This is a genomic window from [Clostridium] symbiosum, assembly GCA_036419695.1.
Lineage (GTDB): Bacteria > Bacillota > Clostridia > Lachnospirales > Lachnospiraceae > Otoolea > Otoolea symbiosa_A.
In genome coordinates this window covers 3,276,566-3,290,630 of sequence record CP143946.1, presented here as the reverse complement: position 1 = coordinate 3,290,630, position 14,065 = coordinate 3,276,566, and the positions used below count along the sequence as shown (strand labels likewise).

Annotated in this window: 11 protein-coding genes; 4 read left to right on the top strand and 7 right to left on the bottom strand. The window is 45.8% G+C overall.

Annotation, left to right across the window (positions count from 1 at the left end; genetic code table 11):
- The first annotated feature begins 114 nt into the window (after positions 1-114).
- The 4 genes from dltA to dltD are packed head-to-tail and all read left to right on the top strand — an operon-like array spanning position 115 to position 4,262.
- A complete protein-coding gene (gene dltA / locus V3C10_15010; protein WVP60614.1) occupies positions 115-1,656 on the top strand; it encodes a D-alanine--poly(phosphoribitol) ligase subunit DltA in 1,542 nt (513 codons plus the stop codon).
- A complete protein-coding gene (dltB, locus tag V3C10_15005; protein WVP60613.1) occupies positions 1,653-2,831 on the top strand; it encodes a D-alanyl-lipoteichoic acid biosynthesis protein DltB in 1,179 nt (392 codons plus the stop codon). Before dltA ends, dltB begins: the two co-directional genes overlap by 4 nt.
- A gap of 19 nt (positions 2,832-2,850) precedes the next feature.
- Positions 2,851-3,084 carry a D-alanine--poly(phosphoribitol) ligase subunit DltC gene (gene dltC, locus V3C10_15000; protein WVP60612.1) on the top strand — a complete coding sequence of 78 codons (234 nt, stop codon included), beginning with the start codon at positions 2,851-2,853 and terminating at the stop codon, positions 3,082-3,084.
- Positions 3,081-4,262, top strand: a complete 1,182-nt coding sequence (gene dltD, locus V3C10_14995; GenBank protein ID WVP60611.1) for a D-alanyl-lipoteichoic acid biosynthesis protein DltD — start codon at positions 3,081-3,083, stop codon at positions 4,260-4,262. The genes dltC and dltD overlap by 4 nt, the downstream gene beginning before the upstream one ends.
- Before the next feature lie 200 nt (positions 4,263-4,462).
- Here the strand turns inward: dltD and glnA are convergent, their stop codons facing one another.
- From glnA to V3C10_14960, 7 genes are all read right to left on the bottom strand, one after another.
- Positions 4,463-5,893: a type I glutamate--ammonia ligase gene (glnA, locus tag V3C10_14990; GenBank protein ID WVP60610.1), complete on the bottom strand. Its 1,431-nt coding sequence runs from the start codon at positions 5,891-5,893 to the stop codon at positions 4,463-4,465.
- 594 nt (positions 5,894-6,487) lie between these two features.
- Positions 6,488-7,765, bottom strand: coding sequence for an IS110 family transposase (locus tag V3C10_14985; GenBank protein ID WVP60609.1), 1,278 nt, complete (start codon positions 7,763-7,765; stop codon positions 6,488-6,490).
- A 1,195-nt stretch (positions 7,766-8,960) separates the two neighbouring features.
- Complete coding sequence (locus V3C10_14980) at positions 8,961-10,709, bottom strand: NADH-dependent [FeFe] hydrogenase, group A6 (GenBank protein ID WVP60608.1); 1,749 nt, start codon at positions 10,707-10,709, stop codon at positions 8,961-8,963.
- 15 nt (positions 10,710-10,724) lie between these two features.
- Positions 10,725-12,512 (bottom strand): NADH-quinone oxidoreductase subunit NuoF, encoded by a 1,788-nt coding sequence (gene nuoF, locus V3C10_14975; GenBank protein ID WVP60607.1) that lies wholly within the window; start codon positions 12,510-12,512, stop codon positions 10,725-10,727.
- A 15-nt stretch (positions 12,513-12,527) separates the two neighbouring features.
- On the bottom strand, positions 12,528-12,905 hold the full coding sequence (locus tag V3C10_14970; protein WVP60606.1) for a (2Fe-2S) ferredoxin domain-containing protein: 378 nt from the start codon (positions 12,903-12,905) through the stop codon (positions 12,528-12,530).
- 62 nt (positions 12,906-12,967) lie between these two features.
- Positions 12,968-13,525, bottom strand: a complete 558-nt coding sequence (locus V3C10_14965; protein ID WVP60605.1) for an ATP-binding protein — start codon at positions 13,523-13,525, stop codon at positions 12,968-12,970.
- Between the two features lie 31 nt (positions 13,526-13,556).
- Positions 13,557-14,051 (bottom strand): NAD(P)H-dependent oxidoreductase subunit E, encoded by a 495-nt coding sequence (locus V3C10_14960; GenBank protein WVP60604.1) that lies wholly within the window; start codon positions 14,049-14,051, stop codon positions 13,557-13,559.
- Between the last annotated feature and the right edge of the window lie 14 nt (positions 14,052-14,065).

Here is a 14,065-nt window from a genome sequence, read left to right as displayed (position 1 = left end):
ATTGCTCGTGCCAGTATTAGTTTATATCAGAAAAAATTTCTATTTAAAAAAAGATAAATTTTGAGAAAATCATCCAGAATAAGTCCAGATAATTTTCTCATGAGGAGAGAATGAATGATTACTATTATCGAAAAAATAAACCAAAATGCAAAAGAGTATCCAACTTGCATTGCCTACTATTGTGAAAAAAATATTGGAGGGGATAAATCGTCAGCTCTTACCTGGCAGGAACTAAAAGAAAAGTCAGATAAACTAGCATATTATCTTAGCAGATCTCTTACCAGTAATACTCCGATCATCGTATACGGACATAAAGATCCCTATATGCTGGTATGTTTTCTTGCATGTGTAAAATCAGGGCGGGCATATTGCCCAATCGATATATCTGTTCCTCTGAATCGTATAGAAGCAATTATTAAGGAGGTATCTCCAGAAATCATTCTTACGACAGAAGAACTTTCTTTAGAATATAACAATATTCTTTCTTACAAAAAAATTCATTCAATTATTGAAAACGAAACGGGTCAAATTGAAGACTCACAGTCCATATCATCAGAAGATGTATTTTATATTATCTTTACATCCGGTAGTACCGGCACACCGAAAGGCGTTCAAATCACAAGAGACAGTCTGGATCGCTTTATACAGTGGGGGCTTACGCTGGGAAGTGGAATTCAGGAAAACGAAAAAAATGTTTTTCTTAATCAGGCACCGTTTTCCTTTGATCTGTCAGTGATGGATTTGTATTTATCTCTGTATTCCGGTGGAACTTTGTGGGCACTTGACAAGAAAGTTCAGGGAGATATGAGGTTACTTTTTGAATCCTTTAAGCAGTCAGAAGCGTCCATATGGGTTTCAACCCCATCTTTTGCTGATGTATGTCTAGTGGATCCGTCTTTTAGGCAGGAACTTTTACCGAAGCTCAAACGTTTTCTGTTTTGTGGAGAGACTCTGACAAACCGGACAGCCGAGCGCCTAATGAGAGCATTTCCTAATGCAGAAATTGTTAATACCTATGGTCCAACTGAGTCTACGGTTGCCGTAACAGAGGTGCTTGTGACACCGGAAGTGAATCAGAACAATAATCCGTTGCCGGTTGGAAAGGCGAAAAAGGGCACTTGGATTTTTATTATGGACGAGCAGGGAAATAGTTTGCCGGAGGGAGAACACGGTGAAATTGTGATTGTTGGAGATACGGTAAGTGTAGGATACTGGAACAATCAAGACCGTACCAGGAAGGTGTTTGGAGTCCGCGAAATAGAAGGGCATCCCTATCGACTTTATCATACCGGAGATAAAGGGTACCTGAAAGATGGACAATTGTTTTACTGCGGAAGAATTGATCTGCAGATAAAGCTGCATGGGTATCGGATTGAACTGGAAGATATTGAAAGCAATATCATGAAACTTCCCGAGATTCAAAAGGCGGCGGTTCTTCCAGTTTATAGAGATGGGCAGGTGCGCAGTTTGACAGCTTATGTTGTAACCAGAAATGTGGCGACAGATTCATTCTCTATGACACAGAAATTGAGGGAAAAATTAAAAGAATATTTGCCGGAATATATGATTCCTAAAAAGATGGTGTTTTTGGAGACACTTCCTATGACGAATAATGGTAAAGTTGATCGAAGAGCGTTGGGAGGAATGAAGAGATGATGAGTCTTTTTTCCGGCTATACTTTTTTCGTATATTTGTTGCTTCTGTTGCTACCGGCCATCTTCTTGGGGATGGCAGAAAAAACCTTGCGGGGATACCGAATTGTTTTGACAGTGTGGTTTATATGGGCCGTTTTTCATAGTTCACCAGTGCAGTTTCTGTATCTGATTTTCTATGCAGTGCTTTCTATTTATACAGTAAAAATATATCTGTTCTTGCGACAAAAATATGGGCGAAATAGATATATATATGTCCACGCAGTTTTTTTTGCTATCGCTCCGCTAATTATCAGTAAAATTTCAGGTATTTATGGAAAAAACTGGTTGGCCTTTTTAGGGGTTTCTTACATGTGCTTTAGAGTCGTTCAGGTGCTTATAGAAACTTACGACGGAGTTATAAAAGAAATCAATGAAATTCAGTTTTTAGAATTTCTTCTCTTTTTTCCTTCTCTGAGTTCAGGGCCAATCGATCGCAGTCGACGCTTTGCAGAAGATGACGGGAAAATTTACACCAGAGAAGAGTACCTATTACTTCTCTCTAGTGGATTATATAAGATTGTCCTGGGACTTTTTTATAAGGTTGTATGTTCGGGAATCTTTTATAAACTTCTGAGCGAAGTGTTTGCTGTACGGTATAAGCCTGCGTATTTAGTAGGATATGCTTATGTATATGGACTATATATGTTTTTTGATTTTGCGGGTTACAGTGCAATGGCGGTGGGAGCCAGTTATGTTCTTGGAATCAGAATGCCTGATAACTTTAATAAACCGTTTCTGAGCATTGATATGAAGGACTTCTGGAATCGGTGGCATATTACGTTATCAACATGGTTTAGGGATTTTATTTTCACACGGTTTATGCTGGATTCAGCCAGGAAGAAGCGGTTCAAAAAAAGACTGAACGGGGCAGCAGTGGGACTTATTTTAAACATGACAATTATGGGACTCTGGCACGGACTGGAGCCCCATTACATCATTTATGGTATTTATCATGGTATTTTAATGGCAATTACAGAAATATACCAAAAAAAATCTAAATTTTATTCGAGAAATAAAGAAAAACAATGGTATAAATTTCTATCCTGGTTTGTGACAATAAATTTGGTTATGTTTGGTTTCCTGATTTTTTCGGGTCATATACAGCAAATATGGAATGTAGTTATTAACTATTTATAAAGAGAGGATGAGGGAGAAAATGGAAGAGAAAGTATTAGAAATGTTGGCTGAGTTATGTGAAGATGAAGTCGTAAAGACGAATAGGGGAATTGATTTATTTAAGACAGGCCTTCTTGATTCGCTGACATTTGCGGAATTATTATTCGATATTGAAGATCAGTTTGGAATTATTATTGCACCATCTGAAATTGAACGGGCAGATATTAATACAGCGCAGAAGATTATTGATTTAATTCAGGAGCGAGTAAAATGAGAAGAATCCTTGCTTTTCTAACTGCGTCAGTATTATTTATTTTTACGTGGGCAGGCATCTATCATTTCGAGCATTTGTCAATTATCAAAAAGAAGACAGAATTGACATATCATAATACGGATGAGCGGAATTCTTGTATGGAAGCAATGGAAGCAGTGCTAGATGAGAAGACAATACCTGTATTTGGATCTTCAGAATTGTCTGCAGCAGACGAAGTGGCTTATCCGCCTTACTTGTTTCAGAATGGGTATTCCGATTTCAACATGGTTCTGATTGGAAGAGGATATACACAAAGTATTCACCATGCAATAAATGTAGGGGCTCTATCTTCACTTTTGCCTGATAAAAAGGTGGTTTTAATTCTTTCTCCACAATGGTTCACTAAGGAGCATCTTACTTCAGAGATCTATGCCAGTCGATTTTCCGAAAGAACCTATGTGGACTTCATGAAAAATGCTCAGATATCGTCAGACACAAAAAGACGGCTGACAAATCGCATGAAGACTCTTTTGGAGAAGGATCCAAAACAGCTAAAACGAATTATAAAGTATGAAAAAGTATATTTGAATCATACCTTAAATCCGATTGAACATATTGAAATGGGATTATACAATCAGTTCATGGACATAAAGCAGCTGCATAGTTTGAAAAGACAGTTGAAAAATGTCACTTCAGAGACATCGGATGATAAAAAAGAGGTCAAAGCAGAGCAAATTGATTTTGGGCAAATGAAGAAAACAGCAGCGAATGTAGGAAAAATGGCATGCACGAATAATGAGTTCGGTATTTATGACGATTACTATAATACCTATGTACGGGATGGCCTGGAAACAAGTAAGAATACCAATAGTACTGCCAGCTATTTGGATTCCCAGGAATATGATGATTTAAGACTGTTTTTGGATGTATGCCGGGAAACAGAGATCACACCATTACTTGTAAGCGTTCCTGTTAACGGAAGATGGTATGACTGGACTGGATTTCCAAAAGATGATCGTGAGGGATATTATCAAAAGATCAGAGAGATTAGTGAAGAATATCAGGTTCCTTTGGCCGATTTCTCCGATAAAGAGTATGAACTATACTTTTTAAAAGATGTCATGCACTTGGGATGGAAAGGATGGGTCTATTTGGATGAGGCAATATATGAGTTTTATAAAAAAGATAAATCAGAATAAATATGTATCAGTAATAAAATATGGCATTGTAATATGGATACTGATGGTCTTGATTTTTATATATCTTTTATATGCAGAATTGTCGTCGGCACCAGAATTCATTTATAGCCAGTTTTAAACGGGAACCAGAACTTATAAGCAGAAAGAGGGAACCGCCCGGCACTACCCCGGACGGTTCCCTTTCTGTTTATAAGTTCACCTTACAAATCATAATACATCTTAAACTCCGCCGGATTCGGAATCTGCTCCATCTCCGCCAGTTCTTTCCTTTTCTGCTCCAGCCAAATCTCAATCAGCCTTTCGGGGAATACGCCTCCGGCTGTCAGGTACTCATGGTCGGCTTCCAGCGCATCCAGTGCCTCACCAAGGGATTTCGGCAGTCCTTTGATTTTCTTTTTCTCCTCCTCGGTCAGATGATACAGGTTAAAGTCATATGGTCCCCAGCCGTTCTCATGAGGATCAATCTTATTCTTAATTCCATCCAGCCCGGCCATCAGAAGAGCGGCGTAGGCGTAATACGGGTTTGCCGTGCCATCCGGGTTTCTGATCTCGAAGCGTTTTGTATCAGGAGACTTTGCGTAAGCCGGGATACGGATTACGGCGCTTCGGTTGGAGGTTGCATATCCAATAGTTACCGGCGCCTCATATCCGGGAACCAGACGTTTAAAGGAGTTGGTGGATGGGTTGGTAAAGGCGCACAGGGAAGCAATATGCTTCAGCAGTCCTCCCATAAAATAATGGGCAGTTTCACTGAGACAGGAGTAGCCGTTTTCATCATAGAAAATGGGCTGGCCGTCTTTCTTCAGCAGCATATGTACGTGCATGCCGTTACCAGCTTCTTTATAAATGGGTTTCGGCATGAAAGTAGCCGTCTTTCCTTCTTTTGCCGCTGTATTCTGAATCACATATTTGATAATCATCGTGTTATCGGCCATGGTAACGAGATCGCCAAGTTCTACTTCGATCTCCATCTGGCCGGGGCCGCCGACTTCGTGATGGTGGTATTTCACCTTCACACCCCAGTCCTCCAGTGCCAGACACATCTTATTTCTTATGTCAAAACCGATATCCTGCGGGGCAGTTGCGTGATAACCGCCTTTGTATCCAACTTCATAGCCGTTATTGGGGATATCATCGCGGCCGCTGTTCCACTCGGCCTGTTTTGTATCTACCGTATAGGAACTTCTCTGCGGAGTAACCTGATAGCTTACATGATCAAACAGATAGAATTCAAATTCTGGGCCAATTAACATCTCGTCTGCTATTCCCTGTTCCTTCATATACTCCACGGATTTCTTACATACATTCTTGGGGTATTGGTCAAACGGAATATTTTTATCTTTGCCGATGACACATACATCACCGCTCATGGTAAGAGTAGGAATCTCGGCAAAAGGATCAACAGCGGCAGTTTCCGGATCCGGAATAAATACCATATCACTTTTTTCAATAGGAGCAAAGCCGTAATTAGAACCGTCAAATCCAATTCCATAGGTGAAGGTATCTTCGGTAAAACGGGCAACGGGAATCGTTACGTGATGCCATCTTCCATTGATGTCAATCATCTTGAAATCAATCATTTTAATCTGGTGCTCTTCGCACATATTACGTACATCAATACTTGTTTTCATAAGACCTCTCCTTTGATATTTGTGTTATTTTGCTATATTTTTAATAATATTATATACTTATTTGTGCAAAAAGTATAATGCTAATTGACTATAACCTTATAGCTGTTAGGAATAAGGGGATAGTCAATTAGTCAGGGGAGGATTTTTATAGTGCATCTATATGAGGATTTAATTGAGATGCGGGGACGCCTCTGTAAGACGGCGGACGGGGGGGTGGGTTGGATGGCTGAGTCTTCAGTCCCGGTTTATAGGTTGTGGTGAGGGGGAATCCAGGATAAAAGATTCCTACGGGGACTCGCTCTCGCTTGTGGAATGCGCAGCGGATGCTAGATTCGAAAAAACCTCATCAAGCACCGGCGGATTCCAATGTCCCCTTCGGAATCTTTTATCCTTCCTTCCCCGGGCAGGTTGTCGACGGGACTGAAGACTCAGCGAAGTGTGTTGCCCCGTCCGCCGGGTTCAGGGGCTGATTGTCTCTTTCGTCAAGCAATTTGGTGAAATGTCAAGAGGTAAATGAAAAAGATTTTCTATAAGAAAGGTAACTTTAATAGACCTACGATTCAAAAGAAACGTAAGTTCGGTATATACTATGGATTACCTACTCTTTTCCACAGAGTAGAGTTGGCTTTTGTCCAGCAGTCCAAAAAGCATACGTATCAGTTTACGGGAAGTCAACGCGAGTGCTCGTTTGTGCCGATGGGTTCTCACCTCAGCAAATTTTTTGTCATAAAAGGCCTTGTATTCCGGACAGTGATTCATGACACTGCCTGCGGCCTCTATCATGTAATAACGCAGATAACGGTTGCCGGCTTTATTCATAGGCGTGTCTTCTGCATCAAATATCCCGGACTGGTTTTCCTTCCAGACAATGCCACAATACTTGGCAAGTGCATCGTTGTTTTTGAAACACTTGATTGTGCCGATTTCAGCAAGGATACCACTGGCATAAACCTTGCCGATTCCGGGAACGGAGTTGAGGATCTGGTACTCGGTAGGGTTCAGCCCCTTCACCGTCCTTAAAATGGCATCATCAATTGCTTTGAGTTCTTTTTCAAATGCATTGATACAGTTAAAAGAACACCCGATGGAGACCGTCAGCGGTTCATAAAGACACTTGTCCAGCCGGTAGGAATTAGTGGCCGCCTTTTGAAGCAGATAAGTGGTCTGCTCCGGATCGGAGATTCGTCCACGGCTCTTGGAGCTGATGAATGCAACCAGCTCATCGACCGAAGCATTTACAATGGCCTCGGTCGAAAGGTATTCCGTAAGGACTGCTTCTGCGGTGGCACCATATTTGTCAGAAAAAGGATGTTCCTCCTTGTTCAGCATGGCAAACTCACTGAATTTGAGGAAGATGTTGTTGAGCATGTAGGTTTTCTCCTTGGCCATACATTCCGTAATGTGAAGCCGGTGCCTGGTAAGGCGCTGGAGGGCAAGATACTGTGCCCCACGCCACGGCTGGGTTTTAATCCGCCCTACCCTGGCGAAATCGGCAATGACAAAGGAATCGATCCCATCGTTCTTATCAAGGGAATTGAAGGATCCTTTGTACTTTGCCACTTCCTTGGGGTTAAGGCAGTAAACCTTCGTGCCGAAAGGGGCCAGCCTTTCGCAGGTGGAAAGGTAATTGGCAATGTGGACGCCATAAAAACCGGTAGACTCCAAACCGATGATAACGGAAAGGAACTCATGGTGCTGTTCCAGAACTTCCACTATCATCTGCCCCATCCTCTCAGCGCCATACTGGGCGTTAGGGATGGGGACCATGCGGATAAGGAAGTCCTGCTCGAAATTCAAAGCAGAGATAACGTTTAAGCGGGAACCAATGTCGATTCCAACAAAAAGCGTTGACAGGTAATCGGTTTTCTTCATGTGTAATCACCACCTTTCATGTAAGAATGGGGAAACATAGCCAAAGCTTATCCCGATTCGGTGTACCGGCTGCAACCTCGCGATATCAGCATTGAACCAGTAGAAATACCCTGCTGGAGGCTGGAACTGGTGATGCAGCATTTGTGTAAGCAGTCATGGCACACCGTCTGGGCTGCAAGCTTGATAAGCAATAGCCAAAGGCTTTGCATGCGGGGGCAGCAGTGACCTTAGCTAAGATTCCACTGAGAACCATTATAGCACCGGGAGGCTTTGATAGAAAGTAACCAGTAAACAGTATAGATGAGAAAAGGATGGACCAGCACTCCTGGAGGAGACCCCTCCTGATATGACAACATAGAAATTCCTTACATCTATACTAGAAAAAAATAAGTTTACAGCCTATGTTAACTGGCTATAAACTTATTATACGAGTAAGGGGGAGGTATTGTCGCGGCCACTATGTAGCCGTGAATCTTTTACCTTATGAAGGTATTTCAAGCTGGATTCAGAGAAAAATCCAAAGCTATATCTAATGATGAATCAAAAAATTCAATGGTTATTCAAGGATAGGTCAGGCGCTAAAGCTCTGATTTATCAATTGAATACCATACAGAAGGCATTCTTCCGTAATACGAGGAAATGTGGTGGCAGCGACAATACCTCCCCCTTTGAAGGAATAAGAACAATTCAGCGGCCGCAGGCCGGGGATCGGGATGGCGACAACCTTCGCGTCTTCAGTCCCGGGCCATAACCTTCCCGTGGGGAATCCGGGAGAAAAAGATTCCGCAGGGAACCTGGAAGTCCATCAGTACTTAGGCGGCGTATTTTGGCGCCTTAGTACTGCTATGCACTTCAAAGAGCGCAAGCGTTTCCCGAAGGAACTTTTTCTGCCCGGATTCCCCACCCGCGACCAAACTGCAAGCCGGGACTGAAGACTCATACCCCCTCTCACCATCCCGAATCCCGACCGTCCCGGCGGCGTTCTCATTCCTCAATTAAATACCCATCCCATAGCTCTCATCCGCATAAGGAGAGGGCAGGCACACAAAAATGTACCTGCCCTATTTATAACCGCCGCTTTTGAGGGAAGCGGGGATATGGCTGATGCTAAACTGAATCAGATGATTCCGTGAATTTATATTCCGTGAATCTATATTCTGCCAATCGATATTCTGTCAATCGATATCTCGTCAATCTATAACTCATTAACCCGTCTCTTCACATAACTCGTATGCAGCAAATGATGCGCCCTTGCGCTGCCCGGTTCCCCGAGATAGGTTGCATACAGTTCCTTAATGGCCGGATTCTCATGTGATTTACGGATTGTATTGGCCTTGTCGGCGGCGTAGAGCACCTTGGCGCGCAGTCCGCGGATATCGACGGTGTTGCGCACGTGGCCTGGCTGCTGGGGCTGTCCGCCGCCGTTTACACAGCCGCCCGGGCATCCCATGATCTCGATAAAGTGGTAAGTGGCCTCGCCTGATTTGACCTTATTCAGGAGTTCTCTGGCATTGCCGAGTCCGGAGGCTACAGCCACCTTCACGTCCATACCGGCCACATTGTAAGTGGCTTCCTTGATGCCTGCCGTACCGCGGACATCGGTAAAGTCGAGGGCTTTTAATTCTTCCCCGGTCAGGGTTTCCACCGCCGTACGGAGAGCAGCCTCCATAACGCCGCCCGTTGCGCCGAAGATCGTGGCGGCGCCGGTGCTGAGCCCCATTGGGGCATCATAGGTGCCATCCTCGAGCGTGGTAAATTTAATTCCGGCTTTGCGGATCATTCTGGCCAGTTCTCTCGTTGTCAGGGCGATGTCCACATCCGGCATTCCATTGGCATCCTGGTCGTCACGGCCGATTTCGAATTTCTTGGCCGTACACGGCATGATGCTGACCGATACGATGTCTTTCGGGGCAATGCCGGCCTTCTCGGCGTAGTAGGACTTCGCGATGGCGCCGAACATCTGCTGCGGTGATTTGCAGGATGACAGGTTTTCCGTCATATCCGGGAAATAGTGTTCGCAGTATTTAATCCAGCCCGGTGAACAGGAGGTGATGAGCGGAAGGACTCCGCCGTTCTGAACACGGTCAAGGAATTCGTGGGCCTCCTCCATAATTGTCAAGTCGGCGCTGAAATCGGTGTCAAATACCTTGTCAAAGCCCAGCATCTTAAGCGCGGAAACCATCTTTCCTTCCACATTGGTTCCGATCGGATAGCCAAATTCTTCGCCAAGGGCGGCGCGCACGGCGGGTGCCGTCTGGACAATGACATGCTTGGTTGGATCTGCAATTGCTGCAAATACTTTATCTGTAAAATCTTTTTCCTGAAGTGCTCCTGTTGGACAAACGGCAATACACTGGCCGCAGGAAACGCAGCTCGTTTCACCCAGTCCCATATTGAATGCGGAACCGATGTTGGTGGCAAAACCGCGCTCATTGGCGCCGATTACGCCGATCCCCTGTACATTCTCGCAGACTGCCGAACAGCGGCGGCAGAGGATGCATTTGCTGTTGTCACGGAGCATGTGGGCGGCGCTGTCGTCGATCTCGGACGGCGTCTTCTCGCCATCGTAAAAAGCTTCATCATCCACGCCCAGCTCACGGCAGAGCGCCTGGAGTTCGCAAGCTCCGCTGCGCACGCAGGACAGGCATTTTCTCTCATGGTTGGAGAGGAGAAGCTGCAGTGTCTTCTTTCTGGAATCCAGCACCTGAGGCGTGTTTGTCCAAACCTCCATGCCCTCATTGATTGGGTATACGCAGGAAGCAACCAGAGTTCTGGCGCCCTTTACTTCCACAACACAGATGCGGCATGCGCCGATCTCATTGATTTCCTTTAAGAAACACAGGGTAGGAATCTCAATGCCTGCCAGGCGGGCTGCCTCCAGAATGGTGGAGCCGGCCGGTGCGGTAACTGTCCTGCCATTGATTTTAATTGTAATATCCGCCATTTGATTCTTCCTCCTCTATTTCTTGTAAATTGCGCCGAAATGGCATTTTTCCATACATGCACCGCACTTGATACATTTTTCCGTATCAATGATGTGCGGATTCTTAACGGTTCCGATAATGGCGCCCGCCGGGCAGTTCTTGGCACAGAGCGTACAGCCGCGGCATTTGTCACGGTCGATGACGTAGGAGAGGAGAGCCTTACATACGCCTGCCGGACAGCGTTTTTCTTTGATATGCGCTTCATACTCGTCGCGGAAATAACGGAGGGTGGAGAGCACCGGGTTCGGCGCTGTCTGGCCCAGGCCGCAGAGCGAGTTGTTCTTAACATAGTAGCAGAGATCTTCCAGCTTATCGATGTCTTCCATCGTAGCCTGTCCCTTTGTAATTTTAGTGAGGATTTCCAGCATCCGTTTCGTGCCGATACGGCATGGCGTACATTTACCGCAGGATTCCTCCACCGTGAATTCCAGGAAGAATTTGGCGATATCGACCATACAGTCGTCCTCATCCAGGACAATCAGGCCGCCGGAACCCATCATGGAACCGATGGAAATCAGGTTGTCGTAGTCGATCGGGATATCGAAATGCTCTGCCGGGATACAGCCGCCGGAAGGTCCGCCCGTCTGTGCGGCTTTGAATTTCTTGCCGCCCGGGATTCCGCCGCCGATCTCCTCGACGATTTCGCGGAGCGTTGTTCCCATCGGAACTTCCACGAGTCCCGTATTATGTATCTTGCCGCCCAGGGCGAATACCTTGGTGCCCTTTGATTTCTCCGTACCCATGGAGTTGAACCAATCGGCTCCGTTTAAGATAATCTGCGGGATATTGGCAAGTGTCTCGACGTTATTTAAGATGGACGGTTTTCCAAAAAGGCCTTTCTGTGCAGGGAACGGAGGTCTCGGCCTCGGCTCGCCGCGTTTGCCCTCGATGGAAGTCATAAGGGCCGTTTCCTCGCCGCATACGAAAGCGCCGGCGCCGAGGCGCAGGTCGATGTCGAAGGAGAATCCGGTTCCGAAAATGTCATTGCCGAGAAGCTCCATTTCACGGGCCTGGGCAATGGCAATCTTAAGTCTCTGTACTGCGATTGGGTATTCGGCCCGCACGTAAATATATCCCTGTGTCGCCCCGATGGCATAGCCTGCAATGGCCATGGCCTCCAATACCGCGTGTGGATCGCCCTCTAATACGGAACGGTCCATAAATGCGCCGGGGTCGCCCTCGTCGGCGTTGCAACAGACGTACTTCTGGTCGGCGTCATTGGCCTTTGCCAATTTCCATTTGAGGCCGGTCGGGAAACCGGCTCCGCCGCGGCCGCGCAGTCCGCTGGCGAGAAGTGTATCGATGACATCATCGGGAGTCATCTCGGTCAGTACCTTTCCAAGGGCCTCATAGCCGCCGGTACCAATATATTCCTCGATAATTTCAGGATTGATAATACCGCAGTTTCTCAGTGCGATCCTGTGCTGTTTCTTATAGAAATCTGTATCGGTCAGGGCTTTGATTCCGGCCGGCGTGACGGTTTCACTGTAGAGGAGCCTGGTGACAATACGGCCCTTCAGTAAATGTTCGGTGACGATTTCCGGGATATCCTCGTTCTTTACCATCGCATAGAAAGTGGCATCTGGATAAACAATCATAATCGGACCAAGTGCACAGAGGCCGTGGCATCCTGTCTGGACAACACAGACTTCCTCTGAGAGGCCGTTTTTATCGATTTCAGCTTTTAGGGTTTCCATAATCTGCTGGCTGCCGGAAGAAGTACATCCGGTTCCTCCGCAGACTAATACGTGTGAACGATACATCTGGCTTCCTCCTGTTTATTTGATATCTGCTGAATTTAATGTATATTTTTCTACCGGATGGCCGCCGATTAAGTGTCGCTCTACAACCTCAGCCGCTTTTTCCGCATTCATCTTAATATAGGTGACTTTTTCTTTGCCGGGCTCCATTACTTCCACGATGGGCTCATACTGGCAGAGGCCGATACATCCGGTCTGGGTCACCGTAACTTTGCCCGTCAGGCCCTTTTCCTGGACCAGGTTGGACAGGGTGGTTAATACAGGTCTTGCGCCGCTTGCGATTCCGCATGTAGCCATACCGACTACAACACGTGTGGAACCGGCTCCGCCTTCGCGTAAGTTTACCTGATTCTGCATCTTTTCACGGATTGCTTTCAATTCTTCAAGGCTCTTCATAGATTTTTCCTCCGTTGCCGGCGGTGAAAAGTCCTCCGCTTTTCATCGCATTTCCAAGGCGCCTAATAGAGGGCGCCGCCGTCAGTTTCAAGTTTGTTTTCCGTCAGATACTCCATTATATAGGAAGAGATTTCCGGTGAATCAAAGGGAAGATCTCCGAGAATCTCACGGAACTGTCTTGTGTCAAGGGTAAATGATTTTTCGTTATAACGGTAGGTGTAGACAAAATCGGTATCCGGATGGTAGACAATCAGCGTATGTATGGTTGAGGTGATGTCGCCGAGGGGCATCCGGTCAATATGGGATAAAACAAAGGTAGCCGTTACATCGGTCCCCCTGCCTGGAACAGAGGAGATGATGAAACTTCCGCCCGTGCTTTCCGCCGCATATTTAAAGAAAGGGACCCCAAGCCCTACTTTACGGGTGGTCCGGCTGGTAAAAAAAGGATCCGTCACCTGACTCACCTGTTCTTCGCTCATGCCGCAGCCGTCGTCACGGATTGATATAGTTAAAAGGTCGGATGGAAAATCGGCCTCCACCGCAATCCGAACCAGTTTTGCGCCGGCTCTTGTGGAATTCTCAGCCACATCCAGAATATTGAGTGATAATTCTGTCATCATAATCTTATTTCACTTTCCGTTTCTTAGACTGTTATTCATATTTGGCAAGGATGGCCGGAATGTCATCCACAGTCAGTCTGCCGTAAACTTCATCATTTATCATCATAACCGGGGCAAGGCCGCAGGCGCCTACACAACGGCAGGAATCCAGTGAAAATTTGCCGTCAGGGGTACATTCTCCGTTTGTGATGCCAAGCAGTTCTTCGATTTTCTTGAAAATTTCGCCGGAACCTTTTACGTAACATGCGGTTCCAAGACAGACAGAAACCCGGTACTGGCCTTTGGGCTGCAGGGAGAATTGCGAATAGAATGTGGTTACCCCGTATATCTTTTCAAGGGGAATGCCGGTTTCATCGGAAATCATCGTCTGCACTTCGATGGGAAGGTAACCGAAGATTTCCTGCGCATGCTGCAGAATAGGCATTAAAGCGCCATCTGTGTCCTTTAAATCGGCAATGACTTTCTTTAAAGCGGCCTCCTGTTCTGGAGTGCAGGTAAAGCATACGCCTTCTTTTTTGTGGGACATGTTTTAACCTCCTT